The 17,840-nt window shown below is 58.8% G+C and carries 16 protein-coding genes; all 16 read right to left on the bottom strand.

What is annotated here, in order from left to right; genetic code table 11:
* Window position 1: 1 nt before the first annotated feature.
* The 16 genes from ACEWPJ_RS00660 to ACEWPJ_RS00585 all read right to left on the bottom strand — a co-directional run bounded on the left by ACEWPJ_RS00660 (window position 2) and on the right by ACEWPJ_RS00585 (window position 17,768).
* Window positions 2–946 (bottom strand): ABC transporter permease, encoded by a 945-nt coding sequence (locus ACEWPJ_RS00660; RefSeq protein ID WP_416510228.1) that lies wholly within the window; start codon window positions 944–946, stop codon window positions 2–4.
* Window positions 946–1,995, bottom strand: a complete 1,050-nt coding sequence (locus tag ACEWPJ_RS00655; RefSeq protein WP_416510227.1) for an ABC transporter permease — start codon at window positions 1,993–1,995, stop codon at window positions 946–948. The genes ACEWPJ_RS00660 and ACEWPJ_RS00655 overlap by 1 nt, the downstream gene beginning before the upstream one ends.
* Entirely contained in the window at window positions 1,985–3,532 is a 1,548-nt protein-coding gene (locus ACEWPJ_RS00650) for an ABC transporter ATP-binding protein (protein WP_416510226.1), read from the bottom strand. The genes ACEWPJ_RS00655 and ACEWPJ_RS00650 overlap by 11 nt, the downstream gene beginning before the upstream one ends.
* Window positions 3,532–4,569 (bottom strand): BMP family protein, encoded by a 1,038-nt coding sequence (locus ACEWPJ_RS00645; protein WP_416510225.1) that lies wholly within the window; start codon window positions 4,567–4,569, stop codon window positions 3,532–3,534. Before ACEWPJ_RS00645 ends, ACEWPJ_RS00650 begins: the two co-directional genes overlap by 1 nt.
* Before the next feature lie 188 nt (window positions 4,570–4,757).
* Window positions 4,758–5,825 (bottom strand): ABC transporter ATP-binding protein, encoded by a 1,068-nt coding sequence (locus ACEWPJ_RS00640; RefSeq protein ID WP_416510224.1) that lies wholly within the window; start codon window positions 5,823–5,825, stop codon window positions 4,758–4,760.
* Window positions 5,825–6,652 (bottom strand): carbohydrate ABC transporter permease, encoded by an 828-nt coding sequence (locus ACEWPJ_RS00635; protein ID WP_416510223.1) that lies wholly within the window; start codon window positions 6,650–6,652, stop codon window positions 5,825–5,827. The genes ACEWPJ_RS00640 and ACEWPJ_RS00635 overlap by 1 nt, the downstream gene beginning before the upstream one ends.
* Window positions 6,653–6,656: 4 nt before the next feature.
* Window positions 6,657–7,529, bottom strand: coding sequence for a carbohydrate ABC transporter permease (locus ACEWPJ_RS00630; protein WP_416510222.1), 873 nt, complete (start codon window positions 7,527–7,529; stop codon window positions 6,657–6,659).
* A gap of 50 nt (window positions 7,530–7,579) precedes the next feature.
* Window positions 7,580–8,902 carry an ABC transporter substrate-binding protein gene (locus tag ACEWPJ_RS00625; protein WP_416510221.1) on the bottom strand — a complete coding sequence of 441 codons (1,323 nt, stop codon included), beginning with the start codon at window positions 8,900–8,902 and terminating at the stop codon, window positions 7,580–7,582.
* 286 nt (window positions 8,903–9,188) lie between these two features.
* Complete coding sequence (locus ACEWPJ_RS00620; RefSeq protein WP_416510220.1) at window positions 9,189–10,184, bottom strand: alcohol dehydrogenase catalytic domain-containing protein; 996 nt, start codon at window positions 10,182–10,184, stop codon at window positions 9,189–9,191.
* Between the two features lie 5 nt (window positions 10,185–10,189).
* The gene (locus tag ACEWPJ_RS00615) at window positions 10,190–11,653 is read right to left on the bottom strand and encodes a mannitol dehydrogenase family protein (protein ID WP_416510219.1); all 1,464 of its coding nucleotides are present in this window, start codon (window positions 11,651–11,653) and stop codon (window positions 10,190–10,192) included.
* The gene (locus ACEWPJ_RS00610) at window positions 11,653–12,426 is read right to left on the bottom strand and encodes an L-iditol 2-dehydrogenase (protein ID WP_416510218.1); all 774 of its coding nucleotides are present in this window, start codon (window positions 12,424–12,426) and stop codon (window positions 11,653–11,655) included. The genes ACEWPJ_RS00615 and ACEWPJ_RS00610 overlap by 1 nt, the downstream gene beginning before the upstream one ends.
* The gene (locus tag ACEWPJ_RS00605; RefSeq protein ID WP_416510217.1) at window positions 12,423–13,430 is read right to left on the bottom strand and encodes an ABC transporter ATP-binding protein; all 1,008 of its coding nucleotides are present in this window, start codon (window positions 13,428–13,430) and stop codon (window positions 12,423–12,425) included. Before ACEWPJ_RS00605 ends, ACEWPJ_RS00610 begins: the two co-directional genes overlap by 4 nt.
* Window positions 13,430–14,260: a carbohydrate ABC transporter permease gene (locus ACEWPJ_RS00600; RefSeq protein WP_416510216.1), complete on the bottom strand. Its 831-nt coding sequence runs from the start codon at window positions 14,258–14,260 to the stop codon at window positions 13,430–13,432. The genes ACEWPJ_RS00605 and ACEWPJ_RS00600 overlap by 1 nt, the downstream gene beginning before the upstream one ends.
* Before the next feature lie 12 nt (window positions 14,261–14,272).
* Entirely contained in the window at window positions 14,273–15,139 is an 867-nt protein-coding gene (locus tag ACEWPJ_RS00595; RefSeq protein WP_416510215.1) for a carbohydrate ABC transporter permease, read from the bottom strand.
* Window positions 15,140–15,282: 143 nt separating this feature from the next.
* Window positions 15,283–16,599, bottom strand: coding sequence for an ABC transporter substrate-binding protein (locus ACEWPJ_RS00590; protein WP_416510214.1), 1,317 nt, complete (start codon window positions 16,597–16,599; stop codon window positions 15,283–15,285).
* Window positions 16,600–16,706: 107 nt separating this feature from the next.
* On the bottom strand, window positions 16,707–17,768 hold the full coding sequence (locus ACEWPJ_RS00585; protein WP_416510213.1) for a LacI family DNA-binding transcriptional regulator: 1,062 nt from the start codon (window positions 17,766–17,768) through the stop codon (window positions 16,707–16,709).
* Window positions 17,769–17,840 lie beyond the last annotated feature (72 nt).

Raw genomic sequence — 17,840 nt, 5'->3', positions numbered from 1 at the left:
CTCAGCGTTCTCCTTTGTTGAACGGCACCATCAGGGCGGCCGGAACTTCGGCGCGGCGCGACATGAAGATCAGCGCGAGGATCGACAGAAGGTAAGGCATGATCAGGAAAATCTGGTAGGGCACATTGGCACCCAGCGGTGTCTGCTGCAGCCGGATTTGCAGCGCATCGAAGGCCGCGAACAGAAGCGCACCCAGCAACGCCTTGCCCGGCCGCCACGCCCCGAAGACGACCAGCGCAATGCAGATCCAGCCGCGACCGTTCACCATCTCAAAGAAGAATGAATTGAACGCCGACATCGTCAGGAATGCCCCGCCGACGGCCATCAGACCACTGCCGACCATCACCGCGCCCATGCGAATGCCCGTCACCGACAACCCCTGCGCCGCGACCGAGGCCGGGTTTTCCCCCGCCGCCCGCACGGCAAGGCCAAGCGGTGTGCGGTAGAGGACGACGGCGACAATCGCCGCCACCGCAAAGGCGAGGTAGGTCATCGGCGTCTGTGCGAACAATGCCGGGCCGAGGATCGGAATATCGCTAAGGAACGGTATTTCAAACGGCTGAAATGCCTCAATCCGGGGCGGAGAGGTGACTTCGGGCAAGGCCAGTCGATAGCTGAAATAGGTGACGGACGTGGCCAGCAGCGTGATCCCCAGCCCGACAACATGCTGCGACAGGCCGAAGGGCACGGATAGGATCGAATGGATTAACCCGAACCCCATCCCGGCGAGCAGCGCAACCGTCACACCCATCCACAGCCCGCCGCCGGAATAAACCGTCATCCAGCCTGCGAAGGCGCCCATCACCATGATCCCTTCGATACCAAGGTTCAGCACACCGGCGCGTTCGCAAATCAACTCTCCCATCGTGGCAAAGATGAGGGGGGAAGCGATGCGCACGGCGGCGGCCCAAAAGCTTGCCGAAAGCAGGATGTCGAGAATCTCCATCAATCCCTCACGATCCGAAAGCGGGTCAGCATGATCGCCAGCACCATCAACAGCAATGCGGTGGCAAGCAGGATATCCGCGATGTAAGTCGGCACGCCTGCCGCGCGGCTCATCGAATCCGCGCCGACAAAGACGGCGGCGACGAAGATGGCTGACGCGACGACACCCGCTGGATGCAGCAGGGCGAGCATGGCGACGATGATCCCGGTGTAGCCAAAGCCCGGCGACAGATCGAGCGTCAGGTTCCCCTTCAGCCCCGCGACTTCGGAAAACCCGGCAAGCGCCGCCAGCCCACCAGACAGCAGCGCGGTTTTCAGGATCACGAGGTTGACGGGGATGCCTGCAAACTGTGCCGCCCGCTGGTTCTGCCCGACCGCGCGCATTTCAAACCCGAGGGTTGATCGCGCGTCGATTACCCAAACGACCCCCGCCGCGATCAGCGCAAGACCAAAGCCCCAGTGGATGCGCAAACCTTCGATGATACGCGGCAGCCGCGCCTCTTCGATCAGGCGGGGCGATTTCGGCCAACCCATGCCCATCGGATCTTTCAGCGGACCTTCAAGCAGCATCGAAATAATCAGCAGCATGATGAAGTTGAGGAGGAGCGTCGTCACGACCTCATCCACCCCCAGTCGGGTCTTCAGCCACGCGGGACCAAGCAACAGCGCCGCCCCGGCAAGCATCGACGCAATGATAATGACCGGAAGCAGCGCGTAGGTCGGCCATGGCAAGAACCCGGTGCCCAGCAAGACGGTGACAAGCGCCCCGGCGTAAAGCTGCGCCTCAGCACCGATGTTCCACAGCTTTGCGCGGAAGGCGACCGCGACGGCGAGACCGGTAAAGATCAGCGGCGTCGCCCGGTTCAAAGTCTCAAGCAGCGCGAATTTCGATCCGACCGCCCCTTCGATAATCAGGCCGAGGACCGAGAACGGGTCCGCCCCGGCCAGCAACGCCAAGCTGGAGGCAATGACAACAGTCATGCCCATCGCCAAGCCGGGCAGGCCAAGACGCCGCGTGATCGTCGGATTGGGGATCGGTTCAAGCCGCATCGGTCGTTCCTTCGAACCCGTCGCCCGCCATCCAGATGCCAAGCTCTGGCGGGGTCTTGGTGCCGCGGGCAAAGCCGGGCGAAAGGCGACCCTCAGACATCACGTGGATCACATCGGAAAGGGTCATGATTTCATCAAGGTCTTCGCTAATCAGAAGCACGGCAGCCCCATCCGCCCGCGCCGCTAGAAGGCGGTTCTGAACGTAAGTGACAGCACCAATGTCAAGTCCGCGCACCGGCTGGTTTGCGAGGATGATCCGCGGGCTGGGTTCCAGAACGCGACCAAGGATCAGCTTTTGCATATTGCCCCCCGACAGCAGCCGGATCGGCGTATCAGGTCCGGGGCAGCGGACGTCGTATTTCGCAATAATCTGTTCCGCGAACTTGCCCGCAGCGCGCCAGTTCATCCAGCCGTTACTGCTGAACCCGCGATCCTTATAGCCTTCGAGTATCGCGTTCTCCGTCAGGCTGAAATTGGCAATCGTCCCGGTGGCATGCCGATCCTCTGGTATCCGCGCGACACCGGATGTGACGGCTGCACGGGGCGACCAGCCCTGTGGTTCCCGGTCGCCGAGTGTCAGCGTGCCGCGTTCCGGTTTGATCAAACCGCCGACCAGATCGGCCAGCGCGCTTTGGCCGTTGCCGGAGACACCCGCCAGCCCGGTGATCTGCCCGGCGCGAAGCTCCAGCGTCACGTCCTGCAACCCGGGCGCGTTGCCGATTGCGGGGGTCGACACCCGATCAAGCCGCAACAGGGGCGCACCGGGTACATTCTCCGCCACTTTGGGCGCGACGATCTCTGACCCGACCATCATCTGCGCGAGCCGGTGGCGATCGGTATTTTCGGTTTCGACCTCGCCCACCAGTTTGCCGTGACGCAGCACCAGAACGCGGTTCGAAATCGCCATCACCTCATGTAATTTGTGCGAGATGAAAATGATCGACAGCCCCAACCCGATTGCCTTGCGCAGCGTATCGAACAGCGCATCCGTTTCCTGCGGTGTCAGCACCGCCGTCGGTTCATCCAGAATCAGGATACGCGCATCACGGTAAAGCGCTTTCAGAATCTCGACCCGCTGCCGTTCGCCTACGCTAAGGGCGCCGACCTTCGCATCGGGATGAACCGCTAAACCGAAATCCGCCGCGAGGGCCGCGACCTTCGCCCGCGCCCCGGCCCGATCAAAGCGCGGCTTCCACAGCGATTGCGTGCCCAGCGCGATGTTTTCCAGAACGGTCATGTTGTCGGCCAGTGTGAAATGCTGATGGACCATGCCCACGCCCGCGCCAAGTGCTGCGCGCGGATTGCCCGGGGGCAGGCGCTCTCCGAACACCTCGACGCTGCCATCGTCCGCCGTGTAATGGCCGAACAGGATGTTCATCAGCGTCGTCTTGCCCGCCCCGTTTTCGCCCAGCAACGCGACCGCCTCGCCCTTTTTCAGGTCAAAGCTGATCGCATCATTGGCGGTCAGGCTGCCGAACCGCTTGGTGATATTCTGAAGGCGCAGGACAATGTCCCGCGCCCCGTCTTTGTCCGGCATTATTCTGACTTCGGCTCTTCGTCGTTGATCTCGACCGTATAGCTTCCGTCTTTGATCGCCGCCTCACGCTCCGCCACGAGGTCGAGCGCCTCTTGCGGCACCTTGCCGTCGAATGTGCCGAGCGGGGCAAGCGATGCGCCGCCTTCCTTCATGAAGGAATAAACGCCGTAATTGTCGGCCTTGAAACTGCCGGCCTTCACCGCCTCAATCGCGGCGTTCAGCGTCGGTTCAAAATGCCAGATCGCAGATGCAACAACCGTTTCCGGGTAATCCGCCTGCGTGTCGATCACGTTGCCAATCGCCAGCACGCCTTTTTCCTGCGCCGCGTCCGATACGCCGAAGCGTTCGGCGTAAAGCACATCTGCGCCGTTTTCGATCATCGCAAACGCGGTTTCCTTGGCCTTCGGCGGGTCGAACCACGACCCGATAAAGCTGACCTGGAATGTGATGTCCGCATTCATTTCCCGCGCGCCTGCCATGAAGGCGTGCATCAGGCGGTTCACCTCTGGGATCGGAAAGCCGCCGACCATGCCGATATTGCCGGATTCGGTCATCGCACCCGCGATGATGCCGGACAGGTAAGACGCATCCTGAATGTAGTTGTCAAACACCGCAAAGTTCGACAACCCGTCGTCATGCAAGAAACTGGAGCCCATCAGGAACGCGACATCGGGATACTCTGCCGCGATCTCTCGGGCTTCCTGTTCGACGCCGAACACCTCGCCGATGATAAGTTGCATCCCCTGTTCCGCGTATTCGCGCATGACACGCGGATAGTCGGTGTTCGATACGTTTTCGGTGAACGTATAGGTAATCTCGCCCGCGTCCTGCGCCGACGTCGCCGCCTTGTGAATCCGGCTGACCCACTGCTGTTCGACGGGAACGGTGTAAATCCCGGCCACCTTCAACGGGTCTTGCGCAAGCAGCTGAACCGGGCGCAGCGCCAGCCCCGCCGCCGTCGTCAGGCCAGCCGTCATCAATAGACGCCGCCGGGTCGGGTTGAAATGAGTGTTCGGTCTTTTTTGATTCTGAGTCATTTGAACTTCCATCTGTTGGACCATCAATTTTTTGATCGTATGATAAAAATTATAGTCTGTTAACAAAATAAACGGACTCGCCCACAGGTCGCCGGAACGCGCCCATCGCTTGTCGTGATTCCTGGAGCGGTGTCGGCTTGTTTTACCTGATCTGGCGGCTGATCACGCAGCCCCGTTGGGTAACGCAGTCAAAGGCTTCGGTGTTCGATCCGATCCCCGGTTTCAGGGTCGAAGAGGTAAAGGTGATCGGTGTCGAGCTTGATGCCGACCACATCGTCTTGCTCTTTACGAAGATGGCGGCCGCCCCGCGCGATCACACGCTGTTTGCCCCATTGCACGGTCAAAAGCGTGCTTTCACCGGTATTTTCGAACGCATAGATCGTCACGTCGATATCGCCTTGGCCGGGGTCATGCACGCTCATGTCATCGGCCCGCACGCCAAGGATCGCCTTGTCGCGATCTTGCCCGCCGACGCCAACCAACCGCGTGCCGCCAGTGGTCACGAACATTCCAGACTGAACCGATCCATTGATCAGGTTCATCGCCGGGCTGCCGATGAAGCCCGCGACGAACATGTTGGCGGGGTTGTTGTAGATATCGTCAGGCGTGCCAAGTTGCTGGATCACACCGTTGCGCATTACGGCAACGCGGTCGGCCAGTGTCATCGCCTCAATCTGGTCGTGGGTGACGTAGACCGTAGTGATCTGCAACGCGCGACTGAGGTGCTTCAGCTCTGCCCGCATCGTGACGCGCAGCTTTGCGTCGAGGTTGCTGAGCGGTTCATCCATCAGGAACACTTTCGGCGTTCGCACGATCGCCCGCGCCAGGGCCACCCGCTGCCGTTGCCCACCGGAAAGCGCCTTGGGCTTACGGTGCAGAAACTCTGTCAGTTCCACCTGTTCCGCCGCCTTTTCGACCCGCGGCTTGATGTCGGCTTTGGGCGTGCCGCGCACCTTCAGCGGATAGGCGATATTGTCAAAAATCGTCATATGCGGATAAAGGCCGTAGTTCTGGAACACCATCGCCACGTCACGGTCTTTTGGCAGATCGTCGTTGACCTTTCGGCCATCTATCCAGATCTCACCATCAGTGGGGTCTTCTAGCCCCGCGATCATCCGCATCGTCGTTGTCTTGCCGCAGCCGGACGGCCCCAGCAGCACGAGAAATTCCTGATCGTGAATGTCGAGCGATTGATCGTCGACGCCTATAAAATCGCCCCACCGTTTGGTGAGATTCTTGAGCCTGATTTCAGCCATTAGCGGACGGCCCCCATGGTCATGCCTTGAACGAAGTATTTACGGATGGCGAGCGCCAGAACGAACATCGGCGCCATGATGATGATCCCCGCGGCGCTCAGCAGGTTCCAAAGGTCGCCCTCTTCACCACGGAAAAGCGCAAGGCCAATCGGCAGCGTCACCGCGTCCCGGTTGGTTAGGATCAGGGCGAACAAAAACTCATTCCACGCGAGGATAAAGCAGAAGATGCCAGCGGTCAGAAGGCCGGGTGCCGCCATCGGCAGGACAATGTTCCAGATCACCTGCATTCTGGACGAGCCGTCGACCATCGCGGCCTCTTCCGTGTCCATCGGGATGCCATCGATGAAGCCTTTGATCATCCAGATCGCAAAAGGCATCACAATGGCGAGGTTCACGAGGATCAGGCCGATACGTGTATCAAGCAGCCCGAGGTCGCGGAACATCACGAAGAACGGCAGGATAATCACCACCGCAGGCACGAATTGCGTCGCGAGGATGATCACAAGGATCGTCGTTTCAAATTTCAGACGGAAGCGACTAAAGGAATAGGCGGCCATCGTCGCAATCGGAATTGCGAAAATGACGGTGACTGCAGCAACTATGGTGGAGTTGAAAAGCTTGGAGCCGAGGTCATAGGGTTCGCGGAACACCTCGCCAAAATTCTCCAACGTTGGGGTAAAGAACAGGCGCAGTTGGTAAACCTCGACATGGGTTTTGAGCGACGCCAGAAAAATCCAGACAATCGGGATCAGCATGACGAAGGTCGCGATCAGGATCAGGCTGGTCTGGACCACGCGCCAGAAGCGCTGTTTCTGTTTTCCGGTCATGGGATCACTCCTTCCGGAACACGAATTTGGCATAGAAATAGGTCAGGATAATCATCGGGATCACCATCAGCCACGCCACTGCGGCAGAATATCCGATCTGCCCGTAGCGCAGGCCGTTCGTGTAGATGTAATGGCTAAGCGTCTGCGTCGCCGTGCCCGGCCCGCCATTCGTCAGCATGAACACCTGATCAAACGTTTTCAGACTGAAGATTGCCTTCAGGATGATCACGACCGCCAGCACCGGCATCAGTTGCGGCAGGGTCACGTCTTTGAACACGCGCCAACCGGACGCGCCATCGACCTGTGCGGCCTCCATCGTATCTTGCGGCACGCTGGCCAAGCCACCGATCAACACCAGCGTCAGGAATGGTATCCAGCCCCAGACGTCGGCCATCACGACAACCGCAAACGCAAGGTCGGGGTCTGCCAGCCAGGACACATCGGCCAAGGGCGGAAAGACCACGCCAAAGAAGGCGTCAAACAGCCCGAATTCCGGGTTGAACATGAATCGAAACGACACCCCGATCAGCGCCGGGCTCATCGCAAAGGGCAGGATCAACAAGGTCTGCACACCGGATCGCAACTTGCCGCCGGGGGCAAGCAGCATAGCAAGGCCCAGCGCGAACAGCGTCGTCAGCGTGACCGTCACCACCGTATAAAGCCCCGTCACCCAGACGGAATTCCAAAACGGCGGTTCATAAAGAAACGCCCAGGTATAATTCTCAAACCCCAGATAGCCCTGCGGAAAGTCGGGTTTGTTCATCCGGCCTTCGGTGAAGGACAGGCGCAAGCTTTCCGCCAAGGGCCAGACGGCAGTGGCAAAGACCACCATGACCGCCGGGAAAACCAGCAGGTATTTGAGAGTGTTATCACGCATGGGTCAAAAGCGGGGCGAGGCACAATCGGCCCCGCCCCTGTCCTGAGAGGTTACTCGATCCGGCCAGCGCGGCGTAGCACACGGTCGGATTGCTCGGCTGCGGCCATCATCAGCTCACGCACATCACCGCCCGCGGCGGCCTCGGCGATTGCGGCGGACAGGATGTCACCCACCTCGGGCCATTCCGGGATCTGCGGCATGATGTCGGAATTCCGCAGGCTGTCATACGCAGCCGCCTGAATCCCCGCATTGGCGGCGTTTACCTCTTCGTCCGTCAGCGAAGTGATGTGCGTGACCACGTTGTTCACGATGCTTTCGCCACCGACTTCACGCTCAATCGCGTTTGCACGATCCATGTCAGGGTTTGACAACCACTTGAGGAATTCCCAAGCCGCTTCCTGATTTTGCGAATAAGTCGAAATCGAGAACGGCATCGAAATCGCGTAGGTCGCCGTGGTGCCCTCGTAGGCCGGCATACCGACAAAGCCCACCTGATCGGCGGTCAGGGTAGAGTTTTCGGGATCGATAAAGCCCGAATAGGCCCACCACCAAACGGGGATCATCGCAGAGTTGCCTTGCATGAACGACTGGCGCGCATCCTGTTCGACAAACGCGAGCGAATTCGGGTTGGTCACGCCATGTTCCGTATGCAGCCCGATATACGCCTCGGTCGCGGCAATGGCCTCATCGCTGGTCCAGGCGGCGGTGAAGTCATCGTTGAAGACGTCCGCACCCGCAGCCCAAAGGAAGTTGATCCAGATGAACAGGTTCTGCCGGTTGCCATCATTGTTGTAGTAAAGCGCAAGCGGCGCGATGTCGGGGTTGGTTTCGGCCAGTTGTTCACCGATGGCGATGACGTCGGCCCATGTCTCGGGCGGCGTTTCGATCAAGTCTTTGCGGTAGAACATCAACTGGGCATGGGCCCGCAGCGGGAAGCCGAGCGTTTCACCCTCAAACTGGGCAGAGCGGGCAAAGGCCGGCGGATACCGGTCCATCGAAATACCGTCACGCTCCATCAGGTCGTCAATGCGGCGCAGCCAATGCGCGTTGGGTGGTCCCCAGCTATCGAGGTAATTCACAACGTCAAAGGTGCCATTCGCGGCGATCCCCTCGGCATTCACGCGTTCTTGGAGAGAGCCGAACGGAATGAAGGTCCACTCCACCTCAATCCCCGTCAGGTCTGTGAATTCCTGATCCCGCAGGCGCAGGCCATCAAATTGTGGCGTCACAACCGACAATACGTTGATCGTCGTGCCCTCATAGGGGCGGCCCGGCGTCAATCCGTGCGCAATCTCTTGTGCGGCGGCCAGTTGTGGCACACCCGCAACCATCGCTATGGCTGATACCGTTGTAAGGAATGTCCGTCTTTGCATCGCATTACCTCCCAGTCCGCGAGTCGCTTTCAGAATTTTCCAACCATACGGGGCAATTGGTGATACTCAAAGGATTTTTGCATTCGTATGCAAATTGGTGCGAGATTAGGTCTGCCGACTGCCTCGGTAAAGATTGGGTAAACGACTGAGGGCGCGTGGTTTTTTCGATTGAGTAAAGTCAGTAGGCGGTGAGGGGATTTCGGCAATTTAAGGTCGTGCGGCTATTCAGATGCGCCAGATTCGTGTCGTCGGTCGTTTTGCATACCGTCCCGCAACGTCCAAAAAATCAAGGCCGCGTGAACTGAATTTTCAGGCTGCTCTTGGGAAGGCTGCCATCGAACACTGCGGCAATTTCTTCCAGTGCAACGCGATGCGACACGATCCGTGCAATGTCCTTTCCGTAGGCACGCAGACCCTTCAAAGCCTGCGGGATGTTGTGGTTCAGCGAATGTGATCCGGCAAGCGTGATCTGGCGGCGGAAAAGTTCAAACGGCGAAATTTCGATCCGGGCCTCTGACGGGCAGATGCCAAAAAACATCCCGACGCCGCCATTGGTGACATAGTCCGTCAGACTGGCCGCGACAGCGGGAACGCCCGTCGCATCGGCAACCAGATCGATGCCGTGGTGCATTGCCTCTAATTCCGCGCTTTGTGCCGCTATGCCGGGAAAGCCGAAACTCTCGGCGAGGTCCAGACGCGCGGCATCGATATCGACCAACGAAACCTTTTTGACGCCGGAAACTTGCATCCCGATCGCCATCAACAGGCCGATGGGACCAGCGCCAAAGACCAGTGCTGTTTTGGCGCGGGTGGCTTGTGCGGCATCCAGACCGTTCATCACACAGCCCAAGGGCTCAGCAAGGGCCGCAATGTCATACGGCATGTCACCGATCAGATGGACACGCGACGCTTTCACGACGCTGTATTCCGCAAATCCGCCGTCACATGTCACGCCATAGGCGCCCAAGGTTTCGCACAGATGCGTCCAGCCCCGTTTGCAGGCCGGGCACGTTCCGCATTCAAGATTGGGGTCTACAACCACGCGGTCGCCTGCCTTGAGGTCGGCGACCTCTGGCCCGATCTCAAGAATTCGCCCGGCGTATTCATGGCCGGGGATGAGGGGAAAGGCCGAGGTGCCGTAATTGCCGCGCAGAACTTCGATGTCGGTGTGGCAAATGCCGCTGGCATGAACTTCGATCAAGACCTCTCCGGCGCCGGGGCGTGGGTCGGGGCGGTCTTTCAGGGTCGGCGTATTTTGGTCTTGGAAAACGATGGCCTTCATGGTGCTCAGCTTTCTAGATAGGTGCGAATAGCTGCCTCTGTTCCATCGTTCCAGACCAGACGCAGCCAGCGTGCGAAGCTTTCGATAAACCGAACGTTCTGGCCGAGGTCGCCATAGAACCTGTCCTGCGCGATCCAAGCCGTTGGGTTGTTTCTTGCGGCGTTGGCTTTCACGGTCAGAACGTCCCAGAACGGATCGTTCGCCGCGATCTCGTTCCCGTCTTCGCGGGTGCCTGCGCACATGCGGGCCCAGAGCGCTTCAACCAAGGCCAGTCCATCGATCGGCGCGTCCGCTTCAAGCGCGTCACGGATGATCGGGTGAAGGAAACCGACATGGCGCGACGATCCGTCAAAGGCCACCCGGCGCGTCGTGTCGCGGATTTCGGGATTGGCAAAGCGGGTGGTGATCAGATCGACATAGGCCAACGGTTCCATCCCCGGAACAGCGGCGACATGCGGGACGATTTCGGATGTTTCGATCTTGCGGAACAGGTCGTGGATCAAGGGGTGGGCCATCGTGTCGGCAATCGTTTCGACCGACAGCAATTCGCCCGGCGTCGCGATGATCTGATGGCCCGCATTCAGCAGCCGCAGCTTCATCGCCTCAAAACTATGCACATCGTCGGTGAACGTGGCGCCGACCTTGTCCCAGTCGGGGCGGCCCGCGCAAAACTTGTCTTCCATCACCCATTGGCGAAAATTCTCGTGGGTGACGGGGGCCGCGTCCTTGATGCCGAAACTGCGGACAAGCGACAGTTCGGACGGGCCAGTCGCGGGCACGATGCAGTCGACCATCGCGTTCGGAAAAGTGACGGTGTCATCGATCCATGCTGCAAGATCAAGGTCCGACAGCGCGGCCAGCCCCAGAATGGTCTGACGCAAAATATCCCCGTTGCCTTGCAGGTTGTCACAGCTTTGGCAGGTGAAGGGGCCAGCTTCAGTGGCGCGGCGCTGTTTCAACGCAGCGATCATCGCGCCAAAGGCTGATCTGGGCGTGTCGGGGTTTGCCGCATCGTGCTGCATGTCCGAGTGCTGGCTGTCGAACCCCCCGTCGGCGGCGACGTAATAGCCGCCTTCGGTCACGGTCAGGGCAACAATACGGATTGCAGGGTCAGCCATATGCGCGATCAGGGGGGCGTTATCCTCAGCAACCGGGATGAAACCGATCATGCTACCCGTGATCTCTGCCGATTTGCCGGAAGGGTCGAGTTCGATCAGCGTCGTCAGGCAATCTTGCGCCAGCATCCTTTCGCGCTGTGCGGCATCTGCGGGGCGCACGCCCGCGCCGAGAATGGCCCAATCCTTCGCAAAGCCTTGATCCATCAGCCGGTGCAGATACCACGCCTGATGAGCACGATGGAAATTGCCAAGACCGATGTGGACGATGCCCGCCGACAGTTCCGCCCGGTCATAAGTCGGCACACGCACACCATCCGGCAGGTCGGCGAGGGTTTCAAGGCCAAGCTTCATCAGCTCATCCACTGGCCGCCATCGACGTTATACGTCTGGGACAGGATGTAATCTGACTCTGACGACGCCAAAAAGATCGCCATGCCGGTTAAATCGGCGGGAACGGCGAACCGTCCGGCTGGAACGCCCGCCTCAACTTCGGCTTTTTTCTGGCCGGGCTGCTTGCCTTCCAGTTTGGCGAACATCGCATCCACGTGTTCCCAGTGCTCACCATCCACCACGCCCGGAGCGATCGCATTCACGTTGATGCCGTGCTTGATCAGGTTCAGCCCCGCGGACTGGGTCATCGAGATAACCGCCGCCTTGGTCGAGCAATAGACCAGCACAAGGCTTTCGCCCCGCCGCCCCGCCTGCGACGCCATGTTAATGATCTTGCCGCCGTGACCCTGGGCGATCATCTGTTTGGCAGCGGCTTGCATCGTGAACAGGGTGCCGGCCACGTTGACGGCGTAAAGCTTTTCATAGCTCGCACGGGTGATATCCACCGTCCCAGCCGCATCGAAAAGCGCGGCGTTGTTGATCAGGATGTCGAGCTTGCCCGCGGTTTCAACCACACTCGCAATTGCCGCGTCGATGCTGGCTTGATCGCTGACATCCATCCGAACGGGATAGGCCGCGTCGCCCAACGTCTCCGCCGCCGCCTTCGCCGCCTCATAGTTGATGTCAGCGATGGCGACCGTCGCGCCCTCACTGATATAGGCTTCGCCGAAGGCAAGGCCGATGCCGCGCGCCGCTCCGGTGATCAGGGCAGATTTGCCAGCGAGTCTTTTCATGCCTCTTGCCGCAAGCCTTGCGCGTCAAAGCGATGCAATTGATCTAGGTCCGGGGTCAGATAGATCGTATCCCCGTGCCGCGCTTCGATATCGCCGGTAATCCGTACGGTCATCAGGTCCATCAAGCCCGTTTCATGGACGTGAATGAAAGTGTCAGACCCCAAGTGTTCCGCCACACCCACGGTGCCTTTCCACATGCCTTCAGTCTTTGACACGCTCATGTGTTCGGGCCGGATGCCGATGGTCACCGCGCCGTGCTTTTGCGCCTCGGCGCCTTCGATCAGGTTCATCTTGGGCGAGCCGATAAAGCCAGCGACGAACTTGTTCCGCGGCTTGTGATAAAGCTCAAGCGGAGAGCCGACCTGTTCGATCACCCCAGCCTGCAACACGACGATCTTGTCGGCCATCGTCATGGCTTCCACCTGATCGTGGGTCACGTAGATCATGGTCGTATCAAGCTTGGCGTGTAGGTCCATAATCTCAAGCCGCATACCAACGCGAAGGGCGGCGTCGAGGTTTGAGAGGGGTTCGTCAAACAGGAACGCGGCAGGTTCGCGCACAATCGCACGGCCAATTGCAACGCGCTGACGCTGACCACCGGAAAGCTGCCCTGGCCGACGATCCAGATAGTCTGTCAGGTTAAGCGCCTTTGCCGCCGCTTCAATCTTGGTTTTCTGGGTTGCCTCGTCGATCCCGGCCATACGCATCGGGAACGCGATGTTCTTGCGCACCGACATATGCGGGTACAGCGCGTAGGACTGGAACACCATCGCCAATCCGCGCTTGGCGGGCGGTAGCGTCGTCGCGTCCTTATTGTCGATGCTGATATCGCCAGAGGTCGTATCCTCCAGCCCTGCAATCAGGCGCAGCAAGGTGGATTTGCCACATCCCGACGGGCCGACGAAGACAACAAATTCGCCTTCGTTGATCTCCAGATCCAGCGGCGGGATGACCTGCACATCGCCAAAACTTTTGGTGACTTGGTTGAGTGTAATCTGTCCCATTATTTTACGGCTCCGAATGTGAGGCCCCGAACGAGCTGTTTCTGTGAGAACCAACCCATGATAAGGATCGGTGCGATTGCCATCATTGAGGCGGCCGAGAGTTTGGCGTAGAACAACCCCTCTGGTGCCGAGAAACTGGCAATGAAGGCGGTAAGCGGTGCTGCATTCACCGTGGTCAGGAGGATCGTCCAGAACGCCTCGTTCCATGCCAGAATGATGTTCAGCAGGATCGTCGATGCAATTCCCGGCACCGCCATCGGCGTCAGGACGTATAGGATTTCCGACTTCAGACTCGCCCCATCCATGCGGGCCGCCTCAAGAATTTCGCCGGGGATTTCCTTGAAGTAGGTGTAAAGCATCCAGACGATGATCGGCAGGTTGATCAGCATCAGCACGACAATCAGCAGCAGCCGGCTGTCCATGACGCCAAGCCATTTGGCGAGCAGCACCAGAGGGTAAAGCACACCAACCGCGGGCAGCATTTTCGTCGAGAGCATCCACAGCAGCACGTCCTTGGTGCGCTTGCCCGGCACGAAGGCCATCGACCACGCGGCGGGAACGGCGATCAGAATGCCAAGCAGTGTTGACCCGACCGCGATGATGATCGAGTTCATCAGCGCCTTGGGGTAATTCGAACGCTCTTGCACGGCCGAGTAATTCTCTAGCGTCCAGTCAAAGAAGAACCAGACAGGCGGGTCGGAAATCGCTGTCGCCTCGGATTTGAACGAGGTGAGGAACGTCCACATGATCGGAAAGAACATCAGCAAGCCGAACGCCCAGGCAAGAACGCTCCACATGACTTTCTGTTTTGTTGTGATGGCACGGGCCATTTTCAATACCCCCTAGCTATCGAGATTCTTGCCGACGATCCGCATCAGGAAGATCGCGATGATATTGGCGAGGATGACGGCGATGATCCCGCCAGCTGACCCCAGCCCGACGTTTTGGCTTTCCAGCACGCGTTGGTAGACAAGGTAGGTCAGCGTCCGGGTGCCGAACGCGCCGTTTGTGGTCACGAAAATCTCAGCGAAGATCGACAGAAGGAAGATCGTCTGGATCAAGATCACAACGGTAATCGCGCGGCTTAGATGCGGTAGGATAATGAAGCGGAACCGCGACAGGGCCGGTGCGCCATCCATTTCGGCGGCTTCCAACTGCTCGCTATCAAGCGATTGAACGGCGGTCAGCAGGATCAGCGTCGCAAAGGGCAGCCATTGCCACGCCACAATCACGACAATCGAAAACAGCGGCGCTTGGCTGAGAAAGTCAAACGGCTGCAACCCGAGGAACTTGTAGAGATACGAGAACAGTCCGTTGTCCACATTAAAAAACATGTTCTTCCAGACCAACGCAGATACCGTCGGCATCACGAAGAAGGGTGCGATAACCAGAATGCGCACGACCCCTTGCCCAAAAATGGGCCGGTCCAGCAAAAGCGCCATAAGCACGCCGCCGATGATCGTGATCGACAGGATACCGCCGACCATCCACAGCGTCGTGCCAACGGCCTTCAGAAATGACGACGACGTGAAGAACGACACGTAGTTGTCAAACCCGATCCACGCATCGAACGTGCCGCGCAAGGGTCGATAGTCCGCGAACGAAAAGTAAAGCGTCATGCAGAGCGGGATCAGCATCCAGACCAGCAGGACAAAGACAGCGGGCGCGATCATGAATCTGGCAGCGGATCGGGAATGCTGGGTGGCCATGACGAAGCTCCTTGTGTTGCTTGTGGCGAAACAGACGGCGCTTACGGAGGCTAATGAAGCCTTCGAAAATGCCGTGAGTCAGCTTTAGGTGGCAGTGTGGGTTGGGGCGGAACCGAAGCTCCGCCCCCGTGAAGGCGGCGGGCTTAGTAGCCTGCGGCTTCCATTTCTTCGACGGTGATCTCTTGGCTGGCAGCCAGAGCGTCCGCACCGGATTGCTGACCAGCAAGTGCTGACGAGATCTGTTGACCAACCTGCGTTGCGATACCCGCAAACTCAGGGATAGCGACGAACTGGACACCTGTGTAAGGGACCGGATCAACTGTCGGATCGGTCGGGTCGGCAGTGCCCATAGACTCAACGGTCATCGCAGCGAATGGGGCCGCACTCAGGTAGTTCTCGTTCTCATAAAGCGACGTGCGTGTGCCCGGAGGAACGGCGACCCAGCCTTTGCTTTCGGCGACAAGCGCGGAATATGCAGGGCCGGTTGCCCAGTTGATGAACGTCTTGGCGGCGTCCTGCTTTTGCGACGAAGTCGGGATCGCCAAAGACCAAGCCCACAGCCAGTTGCCGCGTTTGCCAAGGCCTGTGTCGGGCGCCAACGCAAAGCCAACTTGATCGGCAACGGTAGAGTCGTCGTTCACAACGAACTGACCCGCAGACGTCGCATCGATCCAGATGCCACACTTGCCTTGTTGGAACAGCGTCAGGTTTTCGTTGAAACCGTTGTTGGCTGCACCGGCGGGGCCGGATTCTTCCATCATGCCGAGGTAGAAATCGATGGTGTTGGCCCATGCTTCGGTGTCGAACTGCGCGTTCCAGTCTTCATCGAACCAGCGCGCACCGAAGGAGTTGGACATAGCCGTCAGAAGCGCCATGTTCTCACCCCAGCCCGCTTTGCCGCGTGCACAGATGCCGTTGATCTCGTTGTCGCGATCTGTCATTGCGGCTGCCGCTTCGCGGATGAATTCCCACGTGGGGGCTTCCGGCATTTCCAGGCCGGCGGCTTCCATCAGGTCTTTGCGATACATGGTGAAAGAGGATTCGCCGTAGAAGGGCGCTGCATAAAGTTCCCCATCAACGGACAGACCGCCACGGATCGCGGGGATCAGGTCGTCGACTTCGTAATCCGCAGGCAGATCGTTCAGCGACACGAGCCAACCGTTGTTGCCCCAGATTGGCACTTCATATGTGCCGATCGTCAGGATGTCATACGCGCCGCCACCTGTAGAGATGTCGGTCGTCACGTTCTGGCGCAGAACGTTTTCTTCGAGCGTCACCCACTCAACCGTGATGTCGGGGTGCTTCTCGTTAAAATCGTCCATCAAGCCTTGCATGGTGATCATGTCACCGTTGTTCACTGTGGCGATGGTGATTGTCGTTGCATGGCTGTCTGCGGCTGCGATGCCTGCAGTAAGGCCAAAGCTGACCGCGCTGGTCAACAGAGCTTTCTTTAATGACATAATGTCCTCCCAGTTTTTTACACGCGTTCAATTCTAACCGCTGAGTTGCCCTTTCGTCAATCCCGCATTGCGGGAAGCGCATATCGGTTTGCAAGAAGGTGTAAGATTTAGGCCGACTCGCGCATCTTTAGTTCACCGTCAAACAGCTTAACGAACTGTTCATCTTGATTATTTTGCGCGTGTATCGATCCGACCAGCCGCGACACGGCCTCGTGCCCGATGCTGTCGACGTTCTGGGCAACGGTCGTCAGGCTCGGCACAGTGAACGGGCAGAGGGGGTAATCATCATGCCCCATGATTCGCAGTCCGCCGCTTCGCTTGCTGCCCGGCTCAAGCCCGTGTGACGCGGCCGAGCGCAACGCACCAATGGCCACGCGATCATTCGCGCAAAGTATCGACGTGTCGAGCAAACGACCGGCCGCAAACTCCCGATCAAGAACGGCCTGACCATGGGATTCGAACAGCCATGTATCCTCAATCGCGTTGGTACCGATGATCCGCGGCTCATGCCCCAGTTCTTCCATTGTTGCGATGTAAGCGTGTTCGCGTTCCAGCGCGTTGAAATTCACGCGCGGCATCGCAAGAAACACCGGGGGTCCGCCGACACGGCACAGGTATTCCGTCGCTAACCCCGTGCTTTGATTGTGATTTGTTCCTACAAAGTCGACTTCAGGCATCGTTTCGGGTCGGGAGTCGACAAGCACGAATGGCAGCCGGGACCGCAACCTTTCATGCACTTTCATGTCGCTATGGTTGCCGAGTGGGGCGACCAATGCGCCATCGACATTCATCGACATAAACGTCTCGGCTGCGCGGGCTTCGATGATGGGATCGGAGTGCGAACACTTGGTGATGACGCTGAACCCGGCCTCCATCGCGGCGCGTTCAATCGCCTCAAGCAGCTTGGTGAAAAAGAGGTCGTTGAGATAGGGGATGATCACGCCGATCATCCCCGTCGACTTTCGGTTCAGCCGCGTCGCAAAGAAGTTTGGCACATACTCCACACGCTCCAAACCTTCTGCGATCCGCTCTCGCGAGGTCTTGCTGACACGCCCCGGATCTTGGAAATAACGAGAGAGCGTAGGGCGGGAAACGCCGATGGCGACGGCCAATTCCTCCATCGTATCAATGCGCGGCTTGTGATTCTGGGCCGAATTGGGTTTCGCCATTTTTTCCTCTCCCGTCGTGTTGCGCCAAAATACAGTAAATTATTTTGACATGCGACAAAAAAATTCTTAGTT

It is taken from the genome of Aliiroseovarius sp. YM-037, from assembly GCF_048060095.1.
Classification (GTDB): domain Bacteria; phylum Pseudomonadota; class Alphaproteobacteria; order Rhodobacterales; family Rhodobacteraceae; genus JBLUOA01.
Note: the sequence above shows the minus strand (reverse complement) of the source record. Positions and strands in the feature narration are given on the sequence as shown.

What these genes read in the sequence shown, in the direction of transcription:
- ACEWPJ_RS00660 (WP_416510228.1), bottom strand. Translation starts at nt 946, where the DNA reads ATGGAGATTCTCGACATCCTGCTTTCGGCAAGCTTTTGGGCCGCCGCC.
- ACEWPJ_RS00655 (WP_416510227.1), bottom strand. Translation starts at nt 1,995, where the DNA reads ATGCGGCTTGAACCGATCCCCAATCCGACGATCACGCGGCGTCTTGGC.
- ACEWPJ_RS00650 (WP_416510226.1), bottom strand. Translation starts at nt 3,532, where the DNA reads ATGCCGGACAAAGACGGGGCGCGGGACATTGTCCTGCGCCTTCAGAAT.
- ACEWPJ_RS00645 (WP_416510225.1), bottom strand. Translation starts at nt 4,569, where the DNA reads ATGACTCAGAATCAAAAAAGACCGAACACTCATTTCAACCCGACCCGG.
- ACEWPJ_RS00640 (WP_416510224.1), bottom strand. Translation starts at nt 5,825, where the DNA reads ATGGCTGAAATCAGGCTCAAGAATCTCACCAAACGGTGGGGCGATTTT.
- ACEWPJ_RS00635 (WP_416510223.1), bottom strand. Translation starts at nt 6,652, where the DNA reads ATGACCGGAAAACAGAAACAGCGCTTCTGGCGCGTGGTCCAGACCAGC.
- ACEWPJ_RS00630 (WP_416510222.1), bottom strand. Translation starts at nt 7,529, where the DNA reads ATGCGTGATAACACTCTCAAATACCTGCTGGTTTTCCCGGCGGTCATG.
- ACEWPJ_RS00625 (WP_416510221.1), bottom strand. Translation starts at nt 8,902, where the DNA reads ATGCAAAGACGGACATTCCTTACAACGGTATCAGCCATAGCGATGGTT.
- ACEWPJ_RS00620 (WP_416510220.1), bottom strand. Translation starts at nt 10,184, where the DNA reads ATGAAGGCCATCGTTTTCCAAGACCAAAATACGCCGACCCTGAAAGAC.
- ACEWPJ_RS00615 (WP_416510219.1), bottom strand. Translation starts at nt 11,653, where the DNA reads ATGAAGCTTGGCCTTGAAACCCTCGCCGACCTGCCGGATGGTGTGCGT.
- ACEWPJ_RS00610 (WP_416510218.1), bottom strand. Translation starts at nt 12,426, where the DNA reads ATGAAAAGACTCGCTGGCAAATCTGCCCTGATCACCGGAGCGGCGCGC.
- ACEWPJ_RS00605 (WP_416510217.1), bottom strand. Translation starts at nt 13,430, where the DNA reads ATGGGACAGATTACACTCAACCAAGTCACCAAAAGTTTTGGCGATGTG.
- ACEWPJ_RS00600 (WP_416510216.1), bottom strand. Translation starts at nt 14,260, where the DNA reads ATGGCCCGTGCCATCACAACAAAACAGAAAGTCATGTGGAGCGTTCTT.
- ACEWPJ_RS00595 (WP_416510215.1), bottom strand. Translation starts at nt 15,139, where the DNA reads ATGGCCACCCAGCATTCCCGATCCGCTGCCAGATTCATGATCGCGCCC.
- ACEWPJ_RS00590 (WP_416510214.1), bottom strand. Translation starts at nt 16,599, where the DNA reads ATGTCATTAAAGAAAGCTCTGTTGACCAGCGCGGTCAGCTTTGGCCTT.
- ACEWPJ_RS00585 (WP_416510213.1), bottom strand. Translation starts at nt 17,768, where the DNA reads ATGGCGAAACCCAATTCGGCCCAGAATCACAAGCCGCGCATTGATACG.